General features: G+C 68.1%; 21 protein-coding genes. 9 read left to right on the top strand and 12 right to left on the bottom strand.

Annotated features, from left to right (window positions below):
• Positions 1–24: 24 nt before the first annotated feature.
• Positions 25–1,047 carry a YlbL family protein gene (locus GFS60_RS27025; RefSeq protein WP_201453460.1) on the bottom strand — a complete coding sequence of 341 codons (1,023 nt, stop codon included), beginning with the start codon at positions 1,045–1,047 and terminating at the stop codon, positions 25–27.
• A gap of 113 nt (positions 1,048–1,160) precedes the next feature.
• Here GFS60_RS27025 and GFS60_RS27020 point away from each other — a divergent pair, with 113 nt between their 5' ends.
• The 3 genes from GFS60_RS27020 to GFS60_RS27010 all read left to right on the top strand — a co-directional run bounded on the left by GFS60_RS27020 (position 1,161) and on the right by GFS60_RS27010 (position 4,953).
• Entirely contained in the window at positions 1,161–2,588 is a 1,428-nt protein-coding gene (locus GFS60_RS27020) for a zinc-dependent metalloprotease (protein ID WP_159925961.1), read from the top strand.
• 120 nt (positions 2,589–2,708) lie between these two features.
• Positions 2,709–3,602 (top strand): hypothetical protein, encoded by an 894-nt coding sequence (locus tag GFS60_RS27015; protein WP_159925959.1) that lies wholly within the window; start codon positions 2,709–2,711, stop codon positions 3,600–3,602.
• A gap of 7 nt (positions 3,603–3,609) precedes the next feature.
• Positions 3,610–4,953 carry an ABC1 kinase family protein gene (locus GFS60_RS27010; RefSeq protein WP_159925957.1) on the top strand — a complete coding sequence of 448 codons (1,344 nt, stop codon included), beginning with the start codon at positions 3,610–3,612 and terminating at the stop codon, positions 4,951–4,953.
• 71 nt (positions 4,954–5,024) lie between these two features.
• Here GFS60_RS27010 and GFS60_RS27005 read toward each other — a convergent pair whose 3' ends face one another.
• Together GFS60_RS27005 and GFS60_RS27000 are read right to left on the bottom strand one after the other, a co-directional pair.
• Positions 5,025–5,366, bottom strand: coding sequence for a WhiB family transcriptional regulator (locus GFS60_RS27005; protein WP_328799835.1), 342 nt, complete (start codon positions 5,364–5,366; stop codon positions 5,025–5,027).
• Positions 5,367–5,815: 449 nt separating this feature from the next.
• The gene (locus GFS60_RS27000; protein WP_159927576.1) at positions 5,816–7,951 is read right to left on the bottom strand and encodes an ATP-dependent DNA helicase UvrD2; all 2,136 of its coding nucleotides are present in this window, start codon (positions 7,949–7,951) and stop codon (positions 5,816–5,818) included.
• 80 nt (positions 7,952–8,031) lie between these two features.
• Between GFS60_RS27000 and GFS60_RS26995 the strand changes: the two genes are divergently transcribed.
• A complete protein-coding gene (locus GFS60_RS26995) occupies positions 8,032–8,286 on the top strand; it encodes a mycoredoxin (RefSeq protein WP_109331191.1) in 255 nt (84 codons plus the stop codon).
• On the opposite strand, the gene nudC is transcribed toward GFS60_RS26995, so the two are convergent.
• Both nudC and GFS60_RS26985 read right to left on the bottom strand, forming a co-directional pair.
• A complete protein-coding gene (gene nudC, locus GFS60_RS26990; RefSeq protein ID WP_159925955.1) occupies positions 8,283–9,197 on the bottom strand; it encodes an NAD(+) diphosphatase in 915 nt (304 codons plus the stop codon). The genes GFS60_RS26995 and nudC overlap by 4 nt on opposite strands.
• Positions 9,198–9,216: 19 nt before the next feature.
• Complete coding sequence (locus tag GFS60_RS26985; protein WP_109331193.1) at positions 9,217–10,284, bottom strand: potassium channel family protein; 1,068 nt, start codon at positions 10,282–10,284, stop codon at positions 9,217–9,219.
• A gap of 169 nt (positions 10,285–10,453) precedes the next feature.
• Here GFS60_RS26985 and GFS60_RS26980 point away from each other — a divergent pair, with 169 nt between their 5' ends.
• Positions 10,454–10,852, top strand: coding sequence for a DoxX family protein (locus GFS60_RS26980; RefSeq protein ID WP_159925953.1), 399 nt, complete (start codon positions 10,454–10,456; stop codon positions 10,850–10,852).
• Here GFS60_RS26980 and GFS60_RS26975 read toward each other — a convergent pair.
• Together GFS60_RS26975 and GFS60_RS26970 are read right to left on the bottom strand one after the other, a co-directional pair.
• The gene (locus GFS60_RS26975) at positions 10,843–14,163 is read right to left on the bottom strand and encodes an ATP-dependent helicase (RefSeq protein WP_159925951.1); all 3,321 of its coding nucleotides are present in this window, start codon (positions 14,161–14,163) and stop codon (positions 10,843–10,845) included. The two genes, GFS60_RS26980 and GFS60_RS26975, sit on opposite strands and share 10 nt — an antisense overlap.
• Positions 14,160–17,459, bottom strand: coding sequence for an ATP-dependent helicase (locus GFS60_RS26970; protein WP_159925949.1), 3,300 nt, complete (start codon positions 17,457–17,459; stop codon positions 14,160–14,162). The genes GFS60_RS26975 and GFS60_RS26970 overlap by 4 nt, the downstream gene beginning before the upstream one ends.
• 63 nt (positions 17,460–17,522) lie before the next feature.
• Here GFS60_RS26970 and GFS60_RS26965 point away from each other — a divergent pair, with 63 nt between their 5' ends.
• Positions 17,523–18,299, top strand: coding sequence for an alpha/beta fold hydrolase (locus GFS60_RS26965; protein ID WP_159925947.1), 777 nt, complete (start codon positions 17,523–17,525; stop codon positions 18,297–18,299).
• On the top strand, positions 18,299–18,595 hold the full coding sequence (locus GFS60_RS26960; protein ID WP_159925945.1) for an MGMT family protein: 297 nt from the start codon (positions 18,299–18,301) through the stop codon (positions 18,593–18,595). Before GFS60_RS26965 ends, GFS60_RS26960 begins: the two co-directional genes overlap by 1 nt.
• A gap of 8 nt (positions 18,596–18,603) precedes the next feature.
• Here the strand turns inward: GFS60_RS26960 and GFS60_RS26955 are convergent, their stop codons facing one another.
• Both GFS60_RS26955 and yczR read right to left on the bottom strand, forming a co-directional pair.
• Positions 18,604–19,854 (bottom strand): lipase family protein, encoded by a 1,251-nt coding sequence (locus tag GFS60_RS26955; protein ID WP_159925943.1) that lies wholly within the window; start codon positions 19,852–19,854, stop codon positions 18,604–18,606.
• A gap of 145 nt (positions 19,855–19,999) precedes the next feature.
• A complete protein-coding gene (gene yczR, locus GFS60_RS26950; RefSeq protein ID WP_159925941.1) occupies positions 20,000–21,445 on the bottom strand; it encodes a MocR-like transcription factor YczR in 1,446 nt (481 codons plus the stop codon).
• Between the two features lie 61 nt (positions 21,446–21,506).
• Between yczR and GFS60_RS39960 the strand changes: the two genes are divergently transcribed.
• Positions 21,507–21,632 carry a hypothetical protein gene (locus tag GFS60_RS39960; RefSeq protein ID WP_268962526.1) on the top strand — a complete coding sequence of 42 codons (126 nt, stop codon included), beginning with the start codon at positions 21,507–21,509 and terminating at the stop codon, positions 21,630–21,632.
• Positions 21,633–21,654: 22 nt separating this feature from the next.
• The gene (locus GFS60_RS26945) at positions 21,655–23,403 is read left to right on the top strand and encodes an NTP transferase domain-containing protein (protein ID WP_159925939.1); all 1,749 of its coding nucleotides are present in this window, start codon (positions 21,655–21,657) and stop codon (positions 23,401–23,403) included.
• On the opposite strand, the gene GFS60_RS26940 is transcribed toward GFS60_RS26945, so the two are convergent.
• Genes GFS60_RS26940 through nirD form a run of 3 tightly spaced genes read right to left on the bottom strand, consistent with a single transcriptional unit; the run spans position 23,321 to position 25,718 of the window.
• Positions 23,321–24,112 (bottom strand): sirohydrochlorin chelatase, encoded by a 792-nt coding sequence (locus tag GFS60_RS26940; protein ID WP_236603299.1) that lies wholly within the window; start codon positions 24,110–24,112, stop codon positions 23,321–23,323. The genes GFS60_RS26945 and GFS60_RS26940 overlap by 83 nt on opposite strands.
• Positions 24,109–25,266: a uroporphyrinogen-III synthase gene (locus GFS60_RS26935; RefSeq protein ID WP_159925937.1), complete on the bottom strand. Its 1,158-nt coding sequence runs from the start codon at positions 25,264–25,266 to the stop codon at positions 24,109–24,111. The genes GFS60_RS26940 and GFS60_RS26935 overlap by 4 nt, the downstream gene beginning before the upstream one ends.
• Positions 25,263–25,718, bottom strand: coding sequence for a nitrite reductase small subunit NirD (gene nirD / locus GFS60_RS26930; RefSeq protein ID WP_109331215.1), 456 nt, complete (start codon positions 25,716–25,718; stop codon positions 25,263–25,265). Before nirD ends, GFS60_RS26935 begins: the two co-directional genes overlap by 4 nt.
• Positions 25,719–25,734: the final 16 nt, after the last annotated feature.

Here is a 25,734-nt window from a genome sequence, read left to right as displayed (position 1 = left end):
AGCAGACGACTAGCCGGGCCGGTCTCAGCAATGGGGGGCGTCGGCTCCGGAGTTGACGGCCGCGAGTGCGTCGACCGCCCCGTCGAGGTTCTCGACCTTCACCAACCGCAGCCCGTCGGGAGCACCCTGTCGCGCCTCGTCGCAGTTCATCGCGGGAACGAGGAACGTCTCGGCGCCTGCCTCGCTCGCGGCGATCAGCTTGTACTTGATACCGCCGATCGGCCCGACGTCTCCGTCGGAGTCGATCGTGCCGGTACCCGCAACGAACTTGCCGCCGTTCAGTTCACCCGGGCTGAGTTTGTCGATCAGCGCGAGCGCGAACATCAGTCCCGCCGACGGGCCGCCGACGTCGGCGAGATTGAAGTCGACGGTGAACGGGACGTCCGGCGACTCCTCCGGAGTGATGCCCAGATAGCCTTTCGACCCGTCGTCCGGGCGCGCGCCCAGGACCACCGGGACGGAAGTTTCGACGCCGTCGCGGACCACCACGACCGGCACCTCCGTCTGCGGCGCGGTGTCGGCCACGGCTTGCTGGACGTCACCTACCGTGGACACCGGTGTGCCCGCGACACTGACGAGCCTGTCGCCCTGCTTCAGGATGTCCCTGGACGGGCCGTCCTCGCCGACCTTGGCGATCTCGAGCACCACCGGCTTGTCGAGAAAATGAAGGGCCGCCAGTTCGGCGCTGTTCTCGGACTGCTGGAAGTCTGCATCGTTTTCCTGCTTCACTTCGTCCTTCGACTTGTCCGGCGGGTACACCTCCTCGCGGGGAACGATTCCCTGGCGCCCGCTGGCCCACAGGCCGAAAGCCTCGAACACGTTGAGGTTGTCGCGCACTGCCACGGTGGTCATGTTGAGATGTCCGGTGGTGTCGTCCACCTCGGCCCCCTCGATGGCGACCACCTCTTCGCCGTCCACCTCGCCGAGCGTGTTGAAGGTCGGGCCGGGACCGAGGGCCACATAGGGCACCGTGATGACCGTTCCCAGCACTCCGAGCACCACGATCGGGGCAAGGGCAGCCAGGAGTGTCACTATCCGTCGATTCACCTGGACCAGGGTAGAGCGCGCAGCCGCCGTCACCCCGCGCGACCGCGGGCGTGTTCGCCGTCAGCGTGACGCGGAGAGGGACCCCGGGACTGTCGGCCTTGTACCGTTGAGTCATGAGCAATATGCCGTTCGGCTTCTCGAACTCCGACGACGATCCCGACCGTGACAAGGACAAGGGAGACCAGTCCGGGCCCGACAGCGCCAAGAATGCGGGCGGCCCCGGGGACTTCGGTTTCGGGGCGGGTGGTTTCCCCTCGGGTGATTTCGATCCGGCGGCCCTCGGCCAGATGCTCACTCAATTCGGTCAGATGCTGAGCGGCATGGGGTCGTCGATGGGTTCGGGCGAGCAGACCGGGCCGGTCAACTACGAGATCGCGAAGAAGCTCGCGCGCCAGCAGATGGGGTCGGTCACACCGATCACCAAGGGTAATTCGGAGGCGATCGCCGACGCGTCGCGCCTCGCGGAACTGTGGCTGGATGCGGCGACGACCCTGCCTGCCGGAGCGACGAGAACCGTCGCGTGGACGCCCAACGACTGGCTCGACAACACCCTCGACACGTGGAAGCGGCTGTGTGATCCCGTCGCCGAGAAGGTGTCGGGAATGTGGGTACAAGGGTTACCCGAAGAGGCGAAGCAGATGGCCGGGCCCATGCTCGGCATGATGAGCCAGATGGGGGGTCTCGCGTTCGGGTCACAGTTGGGCCAGGCTCTCGGCCAGCTGTCGAAAGAGGTGCTGACCTCCACCGACATCGGGTTGCCCCTCGGCCCGGCCGGTACCGGAGCACTTCTTCCCGCCGCCGTGGAAAGGTTCAGCAAGGGCCTCGAACAGCCCGACCGCGAGATACTCGTCTTCCTCGCCGCCCGGGAGGCCGCCTACCAGCGCCTTTACAGCCATGTCCCGTGGCTGCGGCAACGACTCCTCGCCACCGTCGAGGAGTACGCGCGCGGAATCACCATGGACTTCTCCGCCATCGAAGACATGGCGAAGGGACTCGACCCGTCCGCACTGACCGACCCCTCGCAGCTCGAGAACATCCTCCAGCAAGGCGCATTCGAACCGCAGACCACGCCGGAGCAGAAGCAGGCCCTCGAGCGTCTCGAAACCCTGCTCGCCCTCATCGAGGGGTGGGTCGAGGTGGTCGTGTCCGCCGCACTGAACGACCGCCTGCCCGGAGTCGCGGCGTTGAGCGAGACACTCCGGCGCCGACGTGCCAGCGGTGGACCCGCAGAGCAGACATTCGCGACCCTCGTCGGTCTCGAACTACGCCCCCGCAAGGTGCGCGAGGCTGCCCAGCTCTGGAGCCGTCTCACCTCGGAGTCCACCATCGACGCCCGCGACGGTGTCTGGGCTCACCCCGACTTGCTGCCGGACTCGTCCGACCTCGACAATCCCGGCATGTTCGTCGATCGCGTCCTCGGCGGTGGGGAGAGCGGAAACTTCGACGATCCGATGGCGCAGCTCGAGGCGACCGAAGCGCGCGAGCGAGCCGAGGAAGCCGAGCGCGGCGATTCCGGCGCGGGCGACGAACCGACCTCCTGAAAGTCGCCGTGTCCGAAATTTCGGTGCGGCCGAGAGTCGGCAGGTCAGCCGCCATTTCGTCCTGTGGATAACCGTCGTCGGACCGGTAGGGGCGCGGATGCGTCGTGACACGCTCTGCGTGTGACCGTCCAGCATCCGCGTCCCATCGGCCCCACTCTCGACCCTCGCATCGCGGTACTGACCCGCCCCGACGGCCGCGTCCAGTTCGGCTGGGATCCCGAGCGTGCTCTGATCCTCGAGCCGCCGCCCGGAATCCTCACTGAGCAACTCCTGGCAATTCTCCGACTACTCGACGGCAAGACCTCACGACCGCACGTGCTCTGGACGGCGGTCGAAAGCGGTATGTCGCCCACCGACTTCTCGAAGCTTCTCGGGGACCTCGACAGGGCAGGACTGCTCGACGTCACGGACTCCCCCGACGCCGCCGAGACCCATACGGTTCGGGTGCACGGTCGCGGACCGCTCTCGGACGCAGTCTCGGCCGGACTGACCGATGCCGGCATCCGCGTCTCGCGGTCGTCCCGCTATTCCGCAGAAGGCGACGTGCGACGGTGGAACGCCACCTGCGCCGTGCTCGCCGACGATCTGGTTGCCGAGCCGCGACTGGTCGCCGATCTCGTCCGCAGCGGGATCCCCCACCTCCCCGTGCGGGTACGTGACGGGCGAGGAGTCGTAGGTCCCCTCGTTCTCCCCGGTCACACCAGCTGTCTCCGCTGCGCTGATCTGCTTCGCTCGGCCTACGACCAGGACTGGCCGCATCTGGCCGCACAACTCCTCGGCACGGTGGGGCATGCAAGCCCCGCGGTCATCATGGCGACCGCTGCCGTGGCGCTGGGGCAACTCGAGGTCGTCCTGTCCTCTCCTCGCGGGCATGCACCTGCCAGCCTCGACGCGACCCTCGAGATCGACCTCGGCGCTCACCGACTGGTGACCCGAAGGTGGCCGAGGCAGGTGACCTGCAGCTGTGCGTACCTGGCACCCGCTGTGGGCGAATCGAGCCGTCTTCCGTCATGATGGTGGAGTGTCCGACATCCCCCGCAGGAGTTCTGCCCGCACCGCCAAACTCGCGAGCATTCCCTTGGGGATCGCCGGTCGTGCCGCCGTCGGGTTCGGCAGGAAGCTGACCGGCGGCGACCGGGTGGAGATCGACGCGCAGCTGAACGCACGGGCAGCGGAGCAGTTGTTCGCCGTACTCGGTGAACTCAAGGGCGGGGCCATGAAGCTCGGTCAAGCCCTCAGTGTGATGGAGGCGGCGATCCCCGAGGAGTTCGCCGAACCCTACCGGGAGTCGCTCAACAAACTTCAGGCGCAGGCTCCTCCCCTTCCTGCACGCGCTGTGCACAGAATGCTGGACCAGCAGCTCGGTACCAAATGGCGTGAGCGGTTCATGTCCTTCGACGACACGCCGACCGCCTCGGCCAGCATCGGACAGGTACATCGCGCCGTGTGGGCCGACGGCCGGGACGTCGCCGTCAAGGTGCAGTATCCGGGGGCCGACGAGGCCCTGCGAGCAGACCTCAAGACCCTCGGACGTTTCGCGGGTCTCTTTGCGTCGGTGATGCCCGGCGTCGACGTGCGTCCCGTCATCGACGAGTTCACTGCCCGCACCGAAGAGGAACTCGACTACCGCATCGAGGCGAACAATCAGCGCCGGTTCGCCAAGGTCTACGACGGCGATCCGCAGTTCGCGGTCCCGCATGTCGTCGCCAGCTCCCCCAAGGTGGTAGTGAGCGAGTGGATGACCGCGAAGCCGCTCTCGGCCATCATCGCCGACGGAACACCCGCGGAACGCAACACTGCGGGTGCTCTGCTGGCCGAATTCCACTTCGCCTCCCCCGCGCGGGTCGGACTGCTGCACTGTGATCCCCATCCGGGAAACTTCATGTTGCACAGCGACGGTCGGCTCGGCGTCATCGACTTCGGCGCTGCCGCACCCTTTCCCGACGGCCTGCCTCCCGTCCTCGGCACGATGGTGCGTCTGGCACTGCACGAGCAGTTCGACGAGCTGACGGAGTTGCTGCACGCCAACGGATTCGTTCTTCCCGGTCGGACAGTAACCGACAAGGAGATCGCCGACTACCTGCGTCCGCTGACGGATCCGATTCGGACCGAATCCTTCCACTTCACCCGTGCCTGGCTACAGAAGGCTGCCGGCACCGCAACGGACTTCAACAGCGCACAGTTCCGGACGGCCCGAGCCCTGAGTCTGCCACCCGAGTACCTCATGATCTTCCGAGTCCTCGTCGGCTCGGTAGGTATCTGCGCTCAGCTCGATGCGTACGCACCCTATATGGCGATCCTCACGCGGTGGCTACCCGGATTCGACGATCCGACGCAGGAGGGCGACGGCACCACCGTCCGCTGAACGACGTCAGGCGTCCGCCCAGACAACTCGTGTGAGTTCCCGGGCGGACGCCGTTGTCATGCACTCGGTCGTCAGGCACACACCAGAGTCTGCGCCTTGCGCGGGCGGCCGCGAGGACGCTTACGGGCGACCACGACTCCCTGATCGAAGATTTCGCCGCCCCAGACGCCCCACGGCTCGCCCCGATCGAGCGCTGCATCGAGGCAGTGCAACCGGATCGGACACGACGCGCACAGCGCCTTGGCCTGCTCCAGTTGGGTGGGGGAATCCGCGAACCACAGGTCCGGATCGTCGGCCCGGCAGGGCAGATCCCGTCGAGTGGAAACAATGTCAACAAATCCGCTTGTGGCGGTTGAGGTTTCGGATACCCCTCGGCATGTCACGGTAGACACGTCGTTCTCCTCTGCTCTCAGTGCGTCGGTCGTTTGTCGGTTCGATGTACAAGGTGCGAACCAGAGCCGAGGCTGCGAGCGAGGAAAGTGCTCGAACTACGAAGGCCACGGTCCGCGATGCGGGTCCGTGGCCTTGGAAAGACGGTGGGAGTGTTCTAGCGAGGAATTCCTCGACAACTCCGCGACACGGACTCGGCTGCTGCTGCGGGACGACGACGGGATGCCGACCAGGCAATTGCCGGTGCCGCCTCCGTCGCGCTCATGCCGAGCAACGCAGAGGTGGCAGCGACTGCCGTCTTGTGTACGGAGTAGAACTTCATGTCGGGGCCACCTCCATTTCTTGTCGAACCGATGTGAACTGCACGAGTCCCCCCGTGCGCTGAAACCACAGTAGGCAAAATTCCATATCCGCACAACCTATTTTTGACCTGCGGCGATGCGCCATTTGTTCGCCTGCGGACGGAGGGCCGTCATGGCGAACCGCTCGACCTGATCACGCCGAGCACATCCTCACCGAACTGTTCGAGCTTCTTGGCGCCGATCCCGGGGATCGCAACAAGTCCCCGGTCGTCCTGCGGGCGCTGTTCGGCGAGCGCCGTCAGCGTGTTGTCGCTGAACACCACATACGCGGGCACCTTCAACTCCCTGGACTTCTCGAGCCGCCACGACCTCAGCGAATCGAGCAGTTCCACATCCACATTCGACGGGCAGCCTTCACACCGTCCGAGCATCGTGGCCGTGGTACCGATCAGTGGCTTCCCGCACAGTCGGCACCGCGGACGCTTCTTCGCGTTCTGGGGCGGAGCGGCGATGCGCGACGCCGGCGAGTCTTCCGGAATCAGCCCGTGCAGGAACCGGGAGCGCCGACGGCTCTTGCGGCCGCCCTCGTTGCGGGAGAGCGCCCAGGACATCTGCAGGTGTTCGCGCGCACGGGTGACCCCGACATAGAGAAGCCTTCGCTCCTCCTCGATCGCGGCCTCGTCGGGGGCCGAGTTGGCATCGCCCAGCACGTGCTGAATGGGCAAGGTGCCGTCCGTCAGACCTACCAGGAACACCGCATCCCACTCGAGTCCCTTCGCGGCATGCAGCGACGCCAGCGTGACGCCCTGTACCACCGGTGGGTGCCGCGCCTCCGCGCGAAGGCCGAGTTCGCGGAGCAGTCCCTCGAGCGTCAGATCGGGATCCTGCGCCAGCTGTTCCTCCGTGAGAGCGACGAGCGCGGACAGCGAGGACCATCGCTCGCGGGCCTGCGCACCGGAAGGTTCCGTGTCGGTCAAACCCAGCGGCACCAGCACGGCACGCACCAGGGTGACGAGGTCGGCACCGACCGCATCGGGCAGGTCGTCGCGGCCGGCCGCCTGACGCAGTGCCGATACGGCCTGACGAACTTCGGTCCGCGTGAAGAAGCCCTCGCCGCCGCGGACCTGATATGGGATGTCGAGCTTGGTCAGGGCCTGCTCGTGCACCTCGGACTGGGCGTTGATCCGGTACAGCACCGCGATCTCCGCGGCAGGCGTTCCGCGGGCGATGAGCCGCTTGATCGCACGGGCCACTCCGGCGGCCTCGGCGGGCTCGTCATCGAACTCAGCGAAAGTCGGTTCGGGCCCCGACTTCCGCTGGCCGATCAACTGCAACCGCGTACCAGCGATCCTGCCCCGCGCCGCGCCGATCACCCGGTTGGCCATCGAGACCACCTCGGGGGTCGACCGGTAGTCGCGCTCGAGGCGGACAACGGTGGCTTCGGGGAACCGTCGCGAGAAGTCGAGCAGATAGTTGGGCGTGGCGCCCGTGAACGAGTAGATGGTCTGGTTGGCATCGCCGACGACCGTGAGATCGTCCCGCTCACCGAGCCATGCATCGAGCACCCGCTGCTGCAGTGGCGTCACGTCCTGGTATTCGTCGACCACGAAACACCGGTACCGGTCCCGGAACTCCTCGGCTACCGCCGAATGCTCCTCCAGGGCGGCCGCGGTGTGCAGCAGGAGGTCGTCGAAGTCGAGCAGCATCGCATCCTGGCCTCGAGCCTTGAGTTGCTCGTAACCGTGATACACCTCGGCCACTTTGGCGGCGTCGGCAGGTGCCTCGCGGTGCACCTTCGCCACCGCGCGCGGATAGTCCTCCGGCGCGATCAGTGACGCCTTGGCCCATTCGATCTCACTTGCCAGGTCCCGAACACTCTCGGTACTGGTGGACAACCCGACCCGGCCGGCCGCCGCGGAGACCACCGCGAACTTTCGGTCCAGCAGCCGCCATTCGGTGTCCCCGACCACCTGCGGCCAGAAGTACCTCAGCTGGCGCAGTGCGGCCGCGTGGAAGGTGCGCGCCTGCACCTGGGTGCCGCCGTCACCGATTCCGAGGCTCCTCAGCCTGCCTCGCATCTCCCCCGCAGCCCGGGCCGTGAACGTGACCGCCAGTACCTGTCCCGCCGCGACGTGTCCGCTGGCGACGAGGTGAGCGATCCTTCGGGTGATGGTCCGCGTCTTTCCCGTGCCCGCGCCCGCCAGCACGCACACCGGACCACGAGGCGCGAGGACGGCCGCGGACTGTTCGGGATCGAGGCCGGTACTCGTCACCTCGGGGGCACCTGCTGACATGGCGTCCATCATGGCAGGGACAACCGACACCCCGCGCAGCGGTGGAAGAGCCGCATGGGAACACTTCACTCGGCCGTGGTGTTATATGCGCCGTGACTGCTACAGACAACAAGGCCCTGACCATCTACTCCACCACCTGGTGTGGCTACTGCCGCCGCTTGAAGAAGCAACTGGACGAGTCCGGCATCGGCTACGTGGAGATCGACATCGAGGAGGATCCGGCTTCGGCCGAGTTCGTCGGTAGCGTGAACGGTGGCAACCACGTCGTCCCCACGGTCAAGTTCGCCGACGGCAGCACCGCGACCAACCCGTCCCTGTCCCAGGTCAAGAAGGCACTCGGGGTCTAGGCCTTCGCCCCGTCTGATCCCACCCAGGATTCGATCATTCCGCGGGCAATGGAAATCGAGCCGGGGAGCAGCAGGGGTGCGTCGGCGTCGGATGCCCAGTCACCGAACTCGAGTGCACTGCGCACCTCGTCGCGGGTGAACCAGCGAGCCTCGGCGATCTCGCCGTCCGCGTAGATCAACGCGGCGTCGGGATCGCCGACGGCAGAGAAGCCGATCATCACCGACCGCGGGAACGGCCACGGCTGACTACCGAGATACTGCACGTCGCGGACCTCGAGACCTACTTCTTCCTTGATCTCGCGCATCACACACGTCTCGAGCGACTCCCCCGCCTCGACGAAGCCGGCCAGAATCGAGAACCGGCGCGGCGGCCATGTGGGTTGCCGTGCCAGAAGCACCCGGTGTCCATCGTCGTGGACGAGGCAGATGACGGCGGGATCGGTGCGCGGAAACTCCTCGTGCCCGGTGCTGGTCGAAATTCGTGACCAACCCGACATCGTCGGTTCCGACGCAGCGCCGTCGAGGGCGCTGAAACCGGCACTGTCGTGCCAGTTCAACATCGCGATCGCGCCGGTCAGCACGCCGGCATCCGCATCGTCGAGCGTTCCGCCAACCACGCGAAGGTCGGCCAGCTCGCCGGTCATGGCCTGCACGCGCACCGCCCAGACGTGCCGGTCCTTGCGGATGCCCAGAAACACCGCACCGCGGACGGGCTCCGGACCGAGCTCGGTTGCCGCTCCGAACACGAGGCCGTCGTCGTCGACGCGGACCTGACCGCGATGGTTGACCCGCAGAAGTACCGCATCCTGCCATCCCGTTCGCAGGGCGTCGGTGTCCGAACGCAATTCTTCGGCGCGGCCGACCGCGGAGCGCGACAGGAGCGGGGTTTCGTTCAACCGGAATGCAGTCACACGTCGACAGTACTGCCGGTCAATTAGCGACCCTACGGATGTACAGCAACCGGTCGTTCTCCTCCACCGAATCGACCTCCGGGGAGCCGACCCGCACCAGTCGCCCGTCCCGGACGACACCCAGGACGATGTCGGCGAGATGCCGCGGTGAACCGCCGATCTCGTCGCGTTCCACTGCCCGTTCGGCGATCGCGAAGCCAGCCTCCGGAGTCAGCAGATCCTCCATCATCTCGACGACACTGGGAGTGGTCGTCGCGATGCCGAGCAGCCGACCCGCGGTCTCGGACGACACCACCACCGAGTCGGCGCCCGACTGCCGCAGCAGGTGGGTGTTCTCCGACTCTCGAATGGCCGCGACGATCTTCGCTTGCGGCGCGATCTCGCGTGCCGTCAAGGTGACGAGAACGGCGGTGTCGTCGCGGTTGGCCGCCACGATGATGGCCGCCGCATTCTGGGCCCCCGCCAACCTCAGGACATCCGACTTGGTGGCGGAACCGTGGACGGTGACCAGCCCTTTGCTTGCCGCCGATTCGAGGACCGCCTGATCGGTGTCGACGACGACGATGTCCGACGGGGTGACCCCGTCGCCGAGCATCGCGTCGATCGCGGTGCGCCCCTTGGTTCCGTAACCGATCACGACCGTGTGGTTGCGCACGTGCTGCCTCCAGCGCTGGATTTTGAACGCCTGGCGGGAACTCTCCGTGAGTGCGGAGAGAGTCGTACCGACCAGGACGATGAGGAAGAAGATTCGAAGGGGTGTGATGAGCAGAACGTTGATCAGTCGCGCCGACGGCGTGAACGGGGTGATGTCGCCGTACCCCGTCGTCGACAGCGACACCGTGGCGTAGTAAACGCAGTCGAGCAGTGACAACTCGTTGTCCTGGGCGTCGCGATACCCGGCGCGATCGATGTAGACGATCAGGACGGCCAGGGCCAGAGCGGCGAGAGCGATCGCCACTCGGCGGTAGATCGCCCGCGCAGGACTGGTCTGCAACTGGGGAATCCTGAGGACACCCACCAGTGCGAAGTCCGGCCGGTCCGTCAAGGTGTCCGACCTGTTCAATCTCGCACGTAGCCTACCGGCCATATATTCGTCTCCACTGGGCACAGAACTCCGACATCGGCTGGCAGCCTAACCCCGATTCTCCATGAAGGGACACAGCGGCGTCTCGCTCAATCGTCACAGCGGCGTCTCGCTCAATCGTCACAGCGGCGTCTCGCTGTCGTGCCGGGAGTGATTCGGGCAAGCTGTCGTCATGCAACGTGACAGCACCCTTTCCCGGACCGGCCGCACGCCCGCGCTCCGACTCGCCGCCCTGCTTCTCGGCATGGGCGTGCTTCACTTCGTCACCCCCAAGTTCTTCGACGCGATCGTTCCCGAGCGACTCCCAGGCGCCCCGCGGACGTACACCTACGCGTCCGGTGTGGCCGAACTGGCGGTGGGTGCGGCGCTCGTGGTACCGAGAACCCGCCGGATCGGCGGCGGACTGGCCGCGCTTCTCTTCCTTGCGGTTTATCCGGCCAACATCTCGATGGCCGTCGACTGGCTGAAGAGCACCGAGACGTCGCGCCTGCAGAAAACTGGTGTGCTGCTGCGCCTTCCGTTGCAGATCCCGTTGGTCACCGAGGCCCTGAAAGTGCGCCGTCAGGCCTGACGCGCTTCCTCGTCCGCGCCGGCGGTGCGGATGAGGCCGGCAAGAGCGTCGGCGTCCGGCAGGGTGTCCGGCGCGATCGTGCGGCCTGTGCGGACGTAGTGGAACGCGGCCCGCACACGCTCCAGGGGTACGTCCATCAGCTCGGCCCAGGCAAGCCGATACGCGGCGAGCTGCATCACCACTGCCTTCTCCTTGTCGGCACTCGGCTCCGCTCCGGTCTTCCAGTCGATCACCGTCCACCCGCCGTCCGGGTCCGCGAACACCGCATCGATCCGCCCCCGCAGAACCGTCCCTGCCACCGCCGTCTCGAACGGAACCTCCACCTCGATGGGACTGCGATGAGCCCACGACGAACGCAGGAATGCGTCCTGCAAAGTCACCAGGTCCGTGTCCGGTCCTGCATCGGTGTCGGCCGCCCCCGGGAGTTCGTCGAGGTCGAGCAGCCGGGTCGCCCCGAACCGGCGCTCCACCCAGGCGTGGAACGCGGTCCCTCGCCGTGCCAGCGGGTTCGGCGGATACGGAAGTGGCCTGCGTAACCGCGCAGCCAGCGCATCCGGGTCCGCTTCGAGTTCGACCAGCTGACTCACCGACAGCTGCGCAGGCAGAACCACTTCGAGGCGAGCCTGCGCGCGGGCTTCGCGTTCAGCGAGGAGCGCGTCGACGTCGGCCGCCCAGTTCTCGGGGTCTTCTTCGCCTTCCAGGGACGCATCGCCGATTTCGGTCAGCGCCGCGAGCACCAGGGAAGCACCGTGTTCGACCGACTCACGTCGCAGACCTAGCGGGTCCGGCGGCCACGCTGCCGCTTTGGGGGTTCGGGTGAGCGGATTCTGCGCCTCGGGGTCGGGTGCGGGCGCCCATACGTCCACGACGCCGAGACCCTCGTGTGTCTCGTCTGCGATCGAGTCGCGGAGTTCGGTGAGGAACTCGGACGGGCCCTTCGGTTCGCTGCCCGACTCCGCCCAGTGATGACCGGAAGCGAACAGCACCCGCTCCGTCCGCGTGAGCGCAACGTAGAAGAGCCGGCGATCCTCGTCGAGTTTGCGTGCCGCGAGGGCCGCCTTGTGCGACTTCACCGCATCCTCGAGATCCTTGCGGCTGTACAGGTTTTCGAGATCGAGAACCGGTACGCCGTCTGCGGCTTCTCCCATCCGCGCGCGGTCGCCGCGCAACGACGGCGGCAATTCACCGAGCGCGCCGAGCCAGGTTCCGGTCGCGGTCCGTGACGGGAACACGCCTGCGGTGAGATGGGGCACCGCCACCACTTCCCATTCGAGCCCCTTCGCCGAGTGCACCGTGAGCACCTGGACGCGGTGCGGATCGACCTCCACTTCGCCGGGCGCCAATCCCTTTTCGACGGATTCGGCCGCGGAAAGGAACGCGAGCAATCCGGTGATGGTGGCCGAGGACCGGCTGGCGTATCCGGCAACGACATCCGCGAAGGCGTCCAGGTGTTCGCGCCCTGCGCCTGTTCCCGCGCCAGTGCGGGTCCGGGCCTGCGCCTCGATGCCGATGCCGAGTACCCGTTCCACCTCGGCCACGAGTTCGGTGAGGGGCTGCCCGATCCGCTCACGCAGGGATGCCAGCTCGGCTGCGACTGCGGTGATGCGCGCGTACCCCACCGGTGAATATCGTTCGGCTGGTCCGGGATCCGCCAACGCGTCGGCGATCCCGGCCTGCTCGGCCTGTTCGCCGGGCAATGCGCCCTCGACCGCCTCCGCCAGTGCCGAGGAGTCGGTGACGGCGCCGGCGGTGCCGTATCCGGTTCCGATGGCCAGCTCCCTCGCTCGCCGGGACAACGCCGTCAGGTCTGCAGCCCCGATCTGCCACCGCGCACCCGTCAGCAACCGGACCGCAGCGCTGCCTGCCATGGGGTCGGCGACCACGCGCAGCATCGCGATCACGTCGGCCACCTCGGGAGTGTGCAGCAGGCCACCGAGGCCCACCACCTCGACGGGAAGCCCGCGCGAGCGCAGCACCTCCGCGATCGGGGCGGCGTCGGCGTTGCGCCGGATCAGTACCGCCGCAGTCGGTGGATCCTCTCCCCTGCTCGAGGCCTGCGCGTACTGCTCGGCGATACGGTCGGCAACCCACGCACGTTCCTCGGCCACGTCGCCGGTCAACGCGAGCCGCACATCGCCCGGAACAGCCTGAGGCCGCGCCCGCAGCGTACTGACCTGCACTCCCCGCTCCCGTAGCGGCGCCGAGACCAGGTTGGCGAGCGCCAGCGCCTCGGGCGGGTTCCGCCAACTGGTCAGCAATTCCAGTGTCGGCGCCGGTGTGCCGTCGGGCAGCGGAAAATCGGTGGCGAACCTCGGAAGGTTGGCCGCCGACGCGCCACGCCAACCGTAGATCGACTGCATCGGGTCACCGACCGCGGTGAGGGCGAGCCGCCCGTCGAGGCCGCCGCCGAACAATGACGACAGCAACACACGCTGGGAGTGCCCGGTGTCCTGGTACTCGTCGAGCAGCACCACCCGAAAGCGCGCACGCTCGGCGTGCCCCACCTCGGGGTGGTCCGACGCCACACGTGCCGCGAGCGACATCTGACTGCCGAAGTCGAGAGCGCCCTCCCGCCGGAGCGTCTCCGCCAGGCGGTGCACCAGCGGAAGAAGTTCCACCCGCCGATGCTGTGTGTCGAGAATGTCGAGCAATTCCTTACCCGGCCCGCCTCGCTGGCGCGGTCCCGCCGGCAGTGTGTGCACAAGCTTGTCGAGTTCGGTGTGCGCCTCCCGAAGATCCTCGGGTTCGACGAGGTGCTCTGCCAATTGTCCGGAAAGCGCCAGCACGGCCTCGGTGACCGACGCAGGATTCCGGTCGGTGTCGAGGTCGCCGTCCCACGAACTGACCACGCGATGAGCGAGCTGCCACAGTTCCGTTTCCGACAACAAGGTGGCCGACGGTTCGATGGGCAGTAGCAGCCCGTGCTCGGACAGCAGCCGCCCGGCGTACGCGTGATAGGTGCTCACCTCCGGCTCACCGGCGAGGAGCTTGGACCTCAGCTCACCACTGGGATCGACCCGCCGAAGAAGATCCGAACCCGCCAGCCGGGCAAGCCTTTTCCGGATGCGACTGGTGAGCTGCTGAGCAGCCTTGCGGGTGAAGGTGAGGCCCAGTACCGCTTCCGGGTCGACGAATCCGTTGGCGACGAGCCACACCACCCGCGCAGCCATCGTCTCGGTCTTTCCGGCTCCGGCGCCGGCGACGACCAGCGTCGGCCCCAGGGGGGCGGCGATGACCGCCGCCTGTTCCGGTGTGGGTGGGTGCTGACCGAGTCCGATGGCGAGTTCCACCGGGTCGATGTGCGCTGTCATTCGGACGTCACCTGCCTGCCCTCGTCGTGCGCTGGGCAACTCGTCCGCACCGGGCAGTGCCGGCAACCGTCATTGACGCGGGCAAGGAACTGTGGCCCCCTGGTGGCGGCGGCCGCGGCGGAAATGACGGCCAGCCAGGTGTCGACGTCCTCGTCAGACAACGGCGCCTGCACACGTTGCGTAGCGCCCTCCTTCTTGTGCGGCTTGGCCACGAACACGAGTCGGGCCCCGCCGGGTTTCGACGCCGGTTCGCCCTCGATCGCACCGACGGCGGCCGCCACCTGGTACGCCGCGAGCTGCGCGTGTTGCTGCGCGTCCTCCTTACTCACGGGCGCACGAGCGGTCTTGACGTCGACGATCACGGGCCTGCCCTCGGCGTCACGTTCGAGCCGGTCGATGCGTCCACGCAGTCGAATCGCCGGCGCACCCTCCTCCCTCGGCTCCAGCACACCGTCGACGGCGACCTCGACACCGACCTCGGTGAGCTCGGACCGTGTAGTGCCGAGCCATGCGGTGAACGTGGCCAGCATGTCCCGGGTGCGTGCGAGTTCCCGTCGCGAATACCACTGTGAACCCAGATCGATGGAGTCCCAGGCGTCTTCGAGGGCCCGTTCCACCTGATCCGCCGGTATGCGCCCGGCGAGCGCCTGCACCAGCGTGTGCACGAGCGTTCCCGCGATGGCGTGCGTGTTGTCGCCGTCGGATCCGCCGTGGCGTTCGAGTAGCCAGCGCAGCGGGCAGGTATTGAGGAGGTCCACGGTGGACGGTGACAGCGACACCGGTCCGTCCTCCTCCGTCCACAACGCCACGGCGGTACTGGGCTCGGCCGTGCCGTACCACTGGTCCGGATGCGCGCCACGGACACCGGCCCGGGCGAGTCGGGCCAGTTGACGAGCAGCCCGGCGCTGCCGATCCGGGTCGTCTCGGGACACTCGAGGATCACACACCACTCCGCGCAACTCGGCGACGAGTGCGGGCAGGGCAAGGACCCGGGTGGACGGATCCGTCACCGGTACCACCGCGTCCGCGACATCCGCGCCGTCCGCTCCGACAAGTAGTTCGTCGACGAACCGGGAGTGAACGAGATCTGTGTCGCTCCCGGCAGAGTCGACGGCGGTCACCAGCAGACTCCGCCGTGCCCGGCTGCATGCGACCAGGAAGAGACGGCGTTCTTCCGCGAGAAGCGGTGCGGTGCGCGACAGCCGATCGGCCGCCTCCGCAGTGCCGTCGGACACTCCACTGACGAGGTCGATCAGCGCCTCGGTTCCGAGCAGGCTTCCGCGCGTCCGCAGACTCGGCCACAACCCCTCCTGCACGCCTGCGACCGCCACCACGTCCCACTCACGACCCGCCGCGGAATGCGCGCTCAGCACCGTCACCGCGTCACTCGGCACTACCGAAGCGGTTCGCGACGAACTCGGGATGGCCTGGCCGGTGAGATAGTCGACGAATCCGGCGAGCTGAGCGCGCGGCAACCGGTCGACATACCCCGCGGCGGCGTCGAACAGGGCGACCACGGCGTCGAGGTCGCGGTCTGCCTGCGCACCGATGGGGCCGCCCCGCGCCGACGCCGACGCCCAGCGTCGTTCCAGTCCCGTCGCCTGCCAGGCAGCCCACAGGACCTCCTCGACACCGCGTCCGCGGTCGAGCTGCGCACGCGCTTTGCGGAGTACGGACAACACTCTGTTGAGGGAGGCCGCCTCCACATCGGTGAGTTTGGCGACGACCTTGCGGGTACTGCTGGTCTCCCCGGTCAGGATGAGGCGCAGCAACTCTGCCGAGTCGCGGTCACCGCCGGAGGCGAGTTCTGCGCGACGCAGACCGCGCCGGAGCCGTCGGAGAGCCACTGGTTCGGCCCCACCGATCGGTCCGGCGAGCAGAGCGAGCGCGTCCTCACCGGTGAATTCCTCACCCGACAACGCGCGGAGCACCAGCATCAGACCGGACACGCCGTGCCTGCGGGCCAGCGGCAACTCGGACGCGGGTGTTGTGACCGGCACTCCCGCACCGAGAAGTGCCCGCCGGAGCGGAGCCAGGGCACGGGGCACCGAGCGCACGATGACGGCCATGTCGGACCACGGGATCCCGTCCAGGAGATGCGCGCGGCGCAAGGTATCGGCGATGACCGCGGCTTCCTTGGCGGGTGTGCTCAGTACATGCACGGACGTTCGGCCGCCGTCGTTCGACGGAACCCACGTCCGGTGGGGCAACCGGCCGGGCAGCCGGGAAGTGATGCGTGCCGACGTCGCCGCCACCTCGGAGGCGCTGCGGAAATTGAGTGGAAGAACGATCTGACGCTCGTCACCCTTGTCCGCGAGCCCGATCAGGAATGCGGGATCCGCTCCACGGAAGCCGTAGATCGACTGGTCCGGATCGCCTGCGACGACGGTGGTCCGGGTGCCGGTGCCCACGAGGCGGACCAGCTCCGCCGCCTGGGGATCGAGGTGCTGGGCATCGTCTACCAGGAGGTGGCGGACGCGTGCACGTTCCGTCCGCAGGAGGTCGGGGTCGGTGGCGAAGGCCGTGAGTGCGGCACCGATGAGCTCGGCGGCGTCGAGAGCGGGGGCCGTGGCCTCGGGAGCCTCCACACCGACCGCCCCTCGCAGCAGCATGCCGTGTTCGTATCGCGCGGCAAACTTTCCGGCAGCCACCCACTCGGGTCGCGAGTGCCGACGCCCCAGCGCGACGAGATCCTCCGGGCCGAGCCCACGTTCGCTCGCACGCAGCATGAGATCCCGCACCTCGACCGCGAATCCCCCCAGCCCCAGGGCGGGACGCAGCCGCTCCGGCCAGAGGTGGGCGCCGTCGGCGATGTCGCCGTGCAGCATCTCGCGCAGCACCGCGTCGTGTTCGGCGCCCGTGATGAGGCGCGGCGGCGGGTTTCCGTGTGCTGCCGCCTGGAGTCGCAGGACTGCGAAGGCATAGGAGTGCACGGTCCGCACGAGTGGTTCGCGCGTGGCACGGGCACCGTGCTGTTCGCCCTGTCCGAGCAGCGCCGCGGTGATCTCCTCACGCAGACGGCCTGCCGCCCGCCGCGACTGGGTGAGGACCAGCACGTGCTCGGGATCTTCTCCACCGGTAATGCGGTCGACAGCCACGTCGACGAGCAGTGACGTCTTGCCCGTTCCCGGACCGCCGAGTACCTGCCAGGGATTCCAGCCCACACCCGGTGCAGTGGTGGCGAAGACGCGCTTCGTCGATTCGTCCCAGACCCGGGGTGCTTGCTCGGGCCGACGACGGTGCACGAGCCGGGCACGAGGAGCAGCCGTCCTGGTGCGCACCGTCGAATCCGTCATGCGGGCATTCCATCAGAACGGTCCGACATCTCGCCCGTCGGCCCGATCCGGCATCATGGATCCGTGTCAGCACTGCATACCTATCTGTTCGGCGCCGAAGACGGTCCCGAGATCCTTGCTCTGCACGGAGTGACCGGTCACGGCAAGCGCTGGCAGGCCCTGGCCACCGACCACATCCCCGACGCGCGCTGGATCGCGCCCGACCTGCTCGGTCACGGCCGGTCCAGCTGGTCACCGCCATGGAATTTCGAATCGCACGTCTCGTGCGTGATCGACACCTTGCGTACTCACGCACGGGGTCCGGTTCTGGTCGTGGGCCACTCGTTCGGCGGCGCGCTGGCTCTCCACCTAGCCCGGGCACTCCCCGAACAGGTCCGGGGTCTTCTCCTGCTGGATCCGGCGATCGGGCTGGATCCCGAGAAGATGCGATCGGCGGCGGACGACACGATCTCGTCGCCCGACTACACCGATGTCGACGAGGCACGTGCCGAGAAGATGCACGGTTCCTGGGGTGAGGTGGACGCCGAGGTACTCGAAGCGGAGATCGCCGAGCACCTGATCACTCTCGCGAACGGCCGGGTCAACTGGCGAATGTCCGTACCGGCGCTCGTCGCGGCTTGGGGCGAACTAGCGCGTCCCGCCGTCCTTCCGCCGGCGAACCTGCCCACCGTTCTCGTTCAGGCGGCCAAGGTGCAGCCGCCGTATGTCACGCCCGAGTTCCGACGCGCCCTCACCGACCATCTGGGTGAACAGCTGACCGCCGTCGATCTCGACTGTGACCACATGGTCCCGCAGGCCCGGCCCGACGAGGTGGCTCAGCTCATCCGCACGCTCCTCTGATGCCCGCCACAACCGAGGAGCAGGTCGAACGCGTGCGCGAACTGGTCGCGTCGATTCCTCCCGGCCGCGTGGCGACCTACGGCGACATCGCCACAGCCGCCGGGTTGTCGAGCCCACGGACGGTCGGCTGGATCATGCGCACCGATTCCGCGGATCTGCCCTGGCACCGGGTGCTGGGCGCCGGCGGTCGTCCGGCTGCGCATCTCGCGCACCGCCAGATCGCGAAGCTGGAACTCGAAGGCGTGCCCGTGCGGGACGGCCGCGTAGATCTCGCGGCGGCACGCCACCGGTTCTGACGGACTGCTCAGCAGGTGCTGGGAGGGGGATCCCCGCGGAAGCGAGCGTCCATCCAGTCCAGCCCCTGGAATACCCCGAGAGCGGCCGCGGACAGATGGTCGGGTGTCGGAGTGAGCAGCGTCTGCACGGGTGTTCCGGCTTCGCAGTAGCGCCGGAGCGTGTTGTCGATGGAGTCCACCGGTATCAGGGCGTCGGTGGGGCTGTGCCATTCGAAGATCGGCGCCTTCGGCACGCCGGGATACAGCTCGACGCTGTTCTCGTCCATCACCTTCCAGGCTTCGGGGTTGTCCATGAAGTTCTTGTTGTCGGTCATTTCCGCCGCGCTTCGGCCAACGCCGAACAGCATGATTTCGTTGGTGCACCCGTTGCCGATCATCTGCTTGAGCCAGCGGCCCTGAGCGTTGAGTTGGCCGCTGACGTCGATGCGGTCGGGATACTCACGTTCCAGCCCGAGCGCCGCGGCCATCGCAAGGCCGAAGGCAGGGTGGGGATTGGTACCCAGACCTTGGGCCATCTTCCCCAGATTCATCGGTGCACCACCGATGGCCGCACCGACGATGTCGAGTTCCGGCGCGTATGTGGGGGCCAGCGCAGCCGCCCAGGCGGTGGCCATTCCCCCACCGGAATATCCGCCCAACCCGACCGGGCTGTTCGTGACCTGGAGTTCCGGCACCCGCTTCACGGCCCGGATCCCGTCGAGGGTGATCTGGCCACCCAGCTTCGCCGCGCCGTAGGCCATCCGCGGTCCCAGGTGATCGGGCAGCGACACCGCCCACCCCCGTGCCAACGCGATGTTGAGGCCGGCAGCCTCACGAATCTGATGGAGCGGGTCGCTGGTGTACAGCTCGGTGACGATCTTGCACTTGTGCCCGAGCGAATTGATGATGTGCTGGTACGACACCAGGGGCCCGTCGGGGGCGTGATTCGCTGGGAGTACATAAGTGGTGTTGGCCGCGATGGGGTTCCCTTGCGAGTCGGTGGACCGGAAAAGCACCTCCCACATCGCGCTGCCGGGGAAGTAGTACGACGGCGGTAGCTGGCGCACCTTCAGGACGTCGCCTGGCGCTCGCGCCGCGATGTCCGGCGTCGGCTGGTAGAACGGATCCGGGTCCGGGATGGGAAACGCTACGTCCGCCGCCGGGGGCGGCGGCAACAGCGGCTGCGCTGCACCGGTGCCAGCACTTGCGAGGGTGACGGCCAGGCCGGCAACGAGGACCGCGGCGGCGGCGCCCAGAGATCGACGAATCAACGAGCACATGAGAAACCCCACAATCCGGCGAGCAGGTCGGCGGCCATCACTATGCCAGACAGTTGCGGAGGACCCGCCGGTTTTCCGGGTACCGAACAGGTCTCTGACCGATACTCCGGTTCACAGGTATCTTTTTCCGGCCATGACCGGGCAGTCAGATTACGACGGTTGTCGCCGCGGACAGCGGCGGTTCGCCCGACATCACCAGGGTGGCCAGCACGTCGACGGCGGCGGTCAACTCGGTGACCGGTCTGGTGAAAGGGAGTCGCTGGTGGTCGTCGAACAGATGACCCGTACCGAAGCGGGGTCCGGGCGCGAGCAGAAGATTCCTGGCGCGTGCGGCTGCTACGAGTTCGCTCGAACCGATCCCCGCCGGGAGGCGGCACCACAACGACAGCCCGCCCGAGGGCAGCTGGAAGCTCCAAGCCGGCAACCGCTCGGTGACGGCCGCTGCGAGGGCGTCACGCTGCCCCCGCAACTCGCGACGACGGCGTACCACCAGTCCTTCGTGCTGCGCGAACAGCCGCACAGCGGCGAGTTGGTCGAGAACGGAGACCGACAACTGTCTCCGCGCCATGATCTTCGCCATCTGCGCGGTGCGGGCGGCCTCGGCGCGCACCCAGCCGATGCGGATACCTCCCCACACGGTCTTGCTGAGGCTGCCGATCGCCACGGTCGCCGATTCCGGGACCGGGACACCGAACGGCTCGAGGTCGCCCGAACCGTCCAGCACGAGTTCCGCCGCCACCTCGTCCACGACGGTCACCACGCCGTGGTGGGCCATGGTCGCGGCCAGCCGCCGCCTGCCGTCGGGAGTCGCCCTGGCTCCCGACGGATTGGAGAAGTCCGGCATCAGGTACGCCACGGTGGGAGCGCTCTGCCGGGCAGCGCGATCCGCCTCGGCGACGAAGGCGTCGGGATCCCTCGCATCGATCGGCACAGGGACAGGGCGGCCCCCCGCCGCCTGCACGGACTCGACCGCGCCGGGATAGGTCGGATGTTCGACCAGGACCCGGTCGCCCGTCTCGACCAAAGCCTCGAACACCACTTCGGTCGCATCACCCGCGCCGCCGGTGACGAGGATCTGGTCCGGGGTGGTCGGGCGACCCCTGCGGGTGTAGTGGCCTGCTATCGCCGCACGCAGCGTCGTCAGTCCACCGGGGTGGTAACCGTGCTGAGGCATGAAACGGGGCAGCTCGTCGACGGCGTCCAGATAGGCCTCCCTGAGCTCAGGGGCCGCGGCCGGCGCGGCGTTGACGAGGTCGATGACACCGTCGACGGGCGCACCCACCATGCTTCCCCACGCCGGCGGACCGGAGGGCATCGCCACGTACGTCCCTGATCCGTGTCGCGCCGATGCCCAACCGGCCTCGCGCAGTTCGCGATACGCGGCACTGACGGTCACCCGGCTGAGCCGGAGTTCCTCCGCGAGGGCCCGTTCGGCGGGCAGCCGAACTCCCACGGCCATCGATCCGTCGGCGACCCTCTCGCGGAGGGCGTCGGCGAGTCCGCGATACAGCGGTTGCCCACCGGTGGGCGCCGCGCCGAGCAGCACCGCCAACTCGGCTGCCGAGACGGTTCGGACCGGTTCACCACTCATACAGGCCACTTTCCCACAGAGGACTGGAAATCGCGGTCCACTTTGCATCGACAATCGATACATGCTGGTTATTGGAATCCTCTTGGCCCTCAGCCTGGCGTCGGTGGCCTGGCTCTGCGTCAGCACCACGAACGGTGGGCGGTCCGGGCTCGCCGGACCTCCGCGCAGCCACCTGCACAGCGACTGAGGGTGTGCGGCAGCATGAAGGAATGAACCCTGCCGCACCCGTTCACGCGATCGTCCTCGCCGGTGGACGAGCCACTCGTATGGGCGGCGTCGACAAGCCTGCCGTGGTGGTCGGCGGACGCCGGATGCTCGACACCGCTCTCGACGCCGTCGACGACTGTGCGCGCATCGTCGTCGTGGGACCGCGGCGCTCCGACCTCGATTCGACGGTGCTCCAAACGCAGGAGACGCCGCCGGGCGCCGGGCCGGTGGCGGGGGTGGCCGCCGGACTGGCGGTGCTCGACGCCGAACCGGGAGACCGGGTGATTCTGCTCGCGTCGGACCTGCCGTTCGCAGAACCCACGATGGTGGAGGCTCTCGCCGCCGCCGTGCAGGACGCCGACACCGTGTTCGCGGTCGACGAGTCGGGCCGCTTGCAGTTCCTGTTGTCCGCGTGGCGCGTCGGCGCGTTGACCGACCGTGTGCGCTCGCTCGGGTCGGCGGTCAATCAGCCCATGAAGGCGCTCGTTCCCGAAACGTTCGACACGGTCCTCTTCCGCGGCGTCACCGACTGCGACACACCAGAGGACGTCGAGCGGGCCCGCGGCCGGGCCGCTGCGTCGCCGGTCTCGATCGCCGAGGCCAGGCGCGCGATCCTCGAGGCGGTTCCCCCACTTCCGCCGCGATCCGCGGCGCTCGGCACGTCGCTCGGCGCCACACTCGCCGAGCCGCTCCTTGCCGCCGAAGCTCTGCCGCGCATCGCCGTCTCCGCCATGGACGGATACGCCGTTGCGGGCGACGGTCCGTGGGTGCTGCGCGACGACATCCGGTACGCAGGAAGCTCCGAGGAACTCGAACTGGCGGACGGCGAGGCGGCCCGGATTGCGACGGGCGCGCACCTCCCCAGCGGCGCCACCGCCGTCGTGCGCGACGAATTCGCCGTGGTGACAAACACTTCCGACGGACCGAAACTGTCCCGCAGTCAGGACGCCCCCGTGCGCGACGACGCGCGGCGGCGCGGCGAGGACTGGCACGAGGGCTACCGGCTCGCGGTGGAGGGCACGGCCGTCACGCCGGCACTCGTCTCCGCAGCCGCGAGCGCGGAGGTGACCACTGCGGGGGTACGCGGCCCCGTCCGCGCGCACGTGGCGGTGACCGGAGACGAGATCCGGCGGGAAGGTCCGCTGCGACGAGGGCAGACGCGGGACGCTCTGGGACCCGTTCTTCCCCAGTTCCTCTCGTGGTGTGGCATCCGGACGGTCGCGGACACGCACCTGCGGGACACGTCCGACAGCTTCGACGAATTGTTCCGGGAGGTCCGCCAGCCCGATCTGATCGTGATCGTGGGGGCGACCGGTGGCGGCGCGGCGGACCAGTTGCGTGCGGCACTCGACCGGGCGGAGGCCCGGATCGTGGTGGGGAGGGTGCAGTGCCGCCCCGGTGGTTCGCAGGTGACCGCCCTGTTGCCGGACGGACGGGTGGTGCTCGGGCTGCCCGGAAATCCGTACGCGGCGGTGGTGACGTTGCTCATCACTGTTCCGTCCATCGTGGCCGCACTCACGGGTCGCACCCCGGCGCCACGTCAGCTGGCGCGTATCGCGAATGCATCCGAGGTCAGTGGCAACGCCACCCGGATCCTGCCCGCCGTCCCGCAACCCGACGGCATGTGGCGGGTCGACCCCGGAATCCGGACCGCGCATCTCGCGGGCATCATCGACCGCGAAGCGTTGGCGTTGGTCCCGGCGGGCGCAGCCGACGGGGATCTGGCAGAGCTGGTGCCGCTGCCGCGCTGACGGGCCAGCGCTGGAACGACAGGGTGTGCTGAGCGGCAGGTATGCCACTGCGGTAGCGCTCGGACACCAACCCGACGATGGCCGGATCGACTCCCAACGGCTCCGCGACACCATCCGCGCCTGCGTCACCGAGTCGGGCGTGGAAGAGTCCGTGCGCGAGGAGGTAGGAGGCGATGAACACCCGCTTCTCACCCTGCGCGCGAAGCGACGCGACGACAGCCGGTACGCGGGGCTCGGCGGTCGCCACGAATCCTATGCGGACCCGCGTCGCCGCGAGTTCCGCCAACATCGCCGCGGCGCGGCGCACGTCACGGAGTGCGCGTGGGTCGGACGATCCCGCCGCAGCGAGGACGACGGCATCCCCCGGCTGCCACCCGGCATCGACGAGACGCCGCAGGAGCACCTCGGCGAGTACGGGGTCAGGACCGAGTGCCCGCGTAACGGCGACCGACGGGTGCCCGCTGTCCGCGACTTCCCGGGGAACGTCGGTGTGGACGTGATACCCGGACGCCAGAAACGCCGGAACCACGACCGCGGGGCCGGTGATGTCCCGCAGTACCTCGGACGGCGACGGTCCGAGAACGTCCACGAAGGCGACGCGCGTCGGACCGACCTGCTCGGCGACGGCATCCGCGAGCGTGGCGATCATCTCCACGCCGCGCGAACTCCGCGTGCCGTGTGCCACCAGTACCAGCGCTGTCTCGTTCATCGAACGCCCTCCTCACGAGAATCGACGCAGTCGACTGGGTCGAGCGCCAGGCGATAACCGCGCTTGACCACCGTCTGCACCGCTTTCGGTGCTCCCAGGGACGCGCGGAGCCGAGCCACAGCCGTCTCCACCGCATGGGTGTCACCGCCGCCCCCGGGCAACGCGGCGAGCAACTCCTCGCGGGGAACGACGCGCCCCGGACGTGCGCCCAGTGTCCGCATCAACGACATCGCTGCGGGCGGCAACTGCCGGACCTCACCGTCGACCACCACACAACCTCCCCGGATGCTGAGTTCATGGCCCGCAGTCTGGATCTTGTTGGCGCGCCGGGGCAGCTCGTCGGCGATGTGCCGGGCCAGGGCGCCGAGTCGCGAACGTTCCGGCATCGTCGTCGGGACCTCCAACTCACGCAACGGTCCGGCCGTCACGGGTCCCACACACACGGCGAGCACGCGATGGCGGAGCGAGTGCAGCACCATCTCGATCAGTCCGGTTTCCTTGGCTCGCGTCAGGAGCGACGCGACTGCCGGTGCGCTGGTGAAGCTCACCGCGTCGAGTCCGCCGCTGGCGATGAGATCGATCATCCGGTCCATCGGGGCCTGATCTTCGAGCGGTGTCCACCGATAGACCGGCACGGCGATCACGTCGGCGCCGGCGCACCGAAGCACCTCGCAGAAGTCGGCGATCGGTTCCCATTCGGTGGTGGCGCCATGTAGCTGCACGGCGATCCGTTTGCCTTCGACGCCCTCACCGAGGAGGTGGTCGAGTACTTCCGCCGACGACTCCGACGCCGGGGACCACTCCTCCCTCAGGTCGGCGGCGCGGATAGCACCCTTGGCCTTGGGACCCCGGGCCAGCAGTCGGCTCTCTGCCAGTGCCCGGCCGAGCTCTTCCGCTTCGCCCCAGCCTTCCGCGGCCTCCATCCAGCCGCGGAAACCGATTCCCGTCGTGGCGACCACGATGGCGGGCGGACTGTCGATGATCTGGCGCGTGACGCGCTCGAGCTCGGTGTCATCGGCCAGCGGAATGATCCGGATCGCCGGAGCGTGAACCACGGTGGCGCCGCGCCTCGTCAGAAGTGTCGCGAACTCTTCGGCACGTCGTGACGCAGTGATCCCGACCGTGAACCCACACAGGGGTGTCCCCTCGTTCACGAACTCGAAGCCCCCGCCACGGACACGTCGTCAGCCGGTGCTTCCGCGACATTCCCATGTGAGCTGTGAATCTGGACGACACCGGCCCAGACGCGCACGTCGTACACGGGCAGGCGAACTGATTCGTCGTCGAGGCAACGACCGTCGATCAGCGAGAACACCTGCTTGAGCAGCGGCGACGCCACGGTGGGCTCACCTGCCCGGTCACCGACGAGGCCGCGGGACATCACCGCTGCGCGCCCGTACGGATCGATGTTCCCGACTGCGCGCAGGGATCCGTCCTCGAGAAGAAACAGCGCCACCTGCTCACCGCCGCGCAGCAGGACTGCCACGCCGAGTCCGGGGATCAATCGGCTGAGTGGGCATGCGGACGTCCATTCGAGCCGGCCTGACTGGACGCTCTCACGCCTGTTTCCACTGGCACTGTGCACGCTCACGTCGACGACGGTCATCACAGTCCTCCTTTGG

Origin of the sequence: Rhodococcus sp. WAY2 (assembly GCF_009859915.1) — a bacterium.
GTDB classification, from domain to species: Bacteria; Actinomycetota; Actinomycetes; order Mycobacteriales; family Mycobacteriaceae; genus Rhodococcus_F; species Rhodococcus_F oxybenzonivorans.
This window is presented reverse-complemented; position numbering and strand designations above follow the sequence as displayed.